General features: G+C 44.1%; 1 protein-coding gene. It reads left to right on the top strand.

The window, feature by feature from the left end; genetic code table 11:
* Positions 1-95: 95 nt before the first annotated feature.
* A complete protein-coding gene (locus ACQ76X_RS35925) occupies positions 96-1,214 on the top strand; it encodes an IS4 family transposase (RefSeq protein WP_438498668.1) in 1,119 nt (372 codons plus the stop codon).
* Positions 1,215-1,230 lie beyond the last annotated feature (16 nt).

Raw genomic sequence — 1,230 nt, 5'->3', positions numbered from 1 at the left:
ATAGACCTGTTGATTAACCAGAAAAAGGTAGAAAAAAGGCCGCTCATTCGGTAAAGTGTTTGTACCCCTACAAACATCCGAAACGAGGCGACCTCATGAAAAAGTCTACTTCATTATCAAATATTCTGCAATTGGTCATTCCCGAAGAAAAAATGCTCCCTCTTTTGGAAGAACTAAAGTATATCGATGTGGCGCGAAAGTTTACTGTCTATGATTTATTTCTATTTTTGGCCGAAGCCGCCTTCCAGCAGTGGGAGGGGTATCGGGACGGAGAACAGCGAATGGCCTTTTGTGGGCAACGTTCTGTGGATCACTCGACCCTCTCGAAAAAAGCCAAAGACGTTCCTTTTCAATTATTCAAGCGTTTGCTAGATCTCATGATTGGGCTGTGCAATCGAAAGACTCGGCGTGTACTCGGTATTCCGAAGGAGTTGCTAATCGTTGATTCCACTACGATTACGGTAGGTCTGGGACGGTTGACTTGGGCTCCGCACAAAGGCCAAAAAGCAGGCGTTAAGCTACACGTGGGGATCATTGGAGACCAAGGCGAATTGCACAAAGTTACCGAAACGACTGGATATGAGCCTGATTTGAAGAGTTGCCCTGACCTGCTGGACAGAAGATTTATTTTGGTGGCAGACCGGTCTTATGGTAAACACAAGCTGTTTGACAGTTACCAAGAGCAGGAAAACCGGCAGTATTTTGTGATTCGGCTTCGGGATAATACAACCTTTACGAATCCAATCTCACGATGTCGAAAGCGTCCCTTTTCGGGAAGTATTAAGCAAGATTTGACCTGCCAATTGGGAAAGAACATGGCACTCTCCCAGAACAGATTTCGGGTGGTCATTCTAGAGGATCCCAAAGGAAATCCCGTTATTCTCGCCACAAATCTGCACTGGTATTCCCCCGAAGGGATTGCAGAAATCTATAAAAAACGGTGGCAGATTGAAGTCTTTTTTCGTTGGATTAAGCAGCATCTAAACATTCCAAAATTATTCGGAACAACACCAAATGCAGTGTATGGACAGCTGTACACAGCTTTACTGATTTATGTTTTGCTTAAGTTCCTGTTTGAGCAGGGAAATGCTGCGGTGCATCCGAGTGCTAAATTAACATTCGTCGACTTTGACCGGTTATTTACTTTGGAAACTTTACCACCGGAATGGAGGATTTATTTAGCCAATGTAGTGTTTCCCACTTCCATAATTTAGCTAATCAACAGACCTG

The organism is Paenibacillus sp. IHBB 3054, from assembly GCF_051594305.1.
Classification (GTDB): domain Bacteria; phylum Bacillota; class Bacilli; order Paenibacillales; family Paenibacillaceae; genus Paenibacillus_AQ.
The sequence above is the reverse complement of the archived record's forward strand: the minus strand, read 5'-3'. Positions and strand labels throughout refer to the sequence as shown.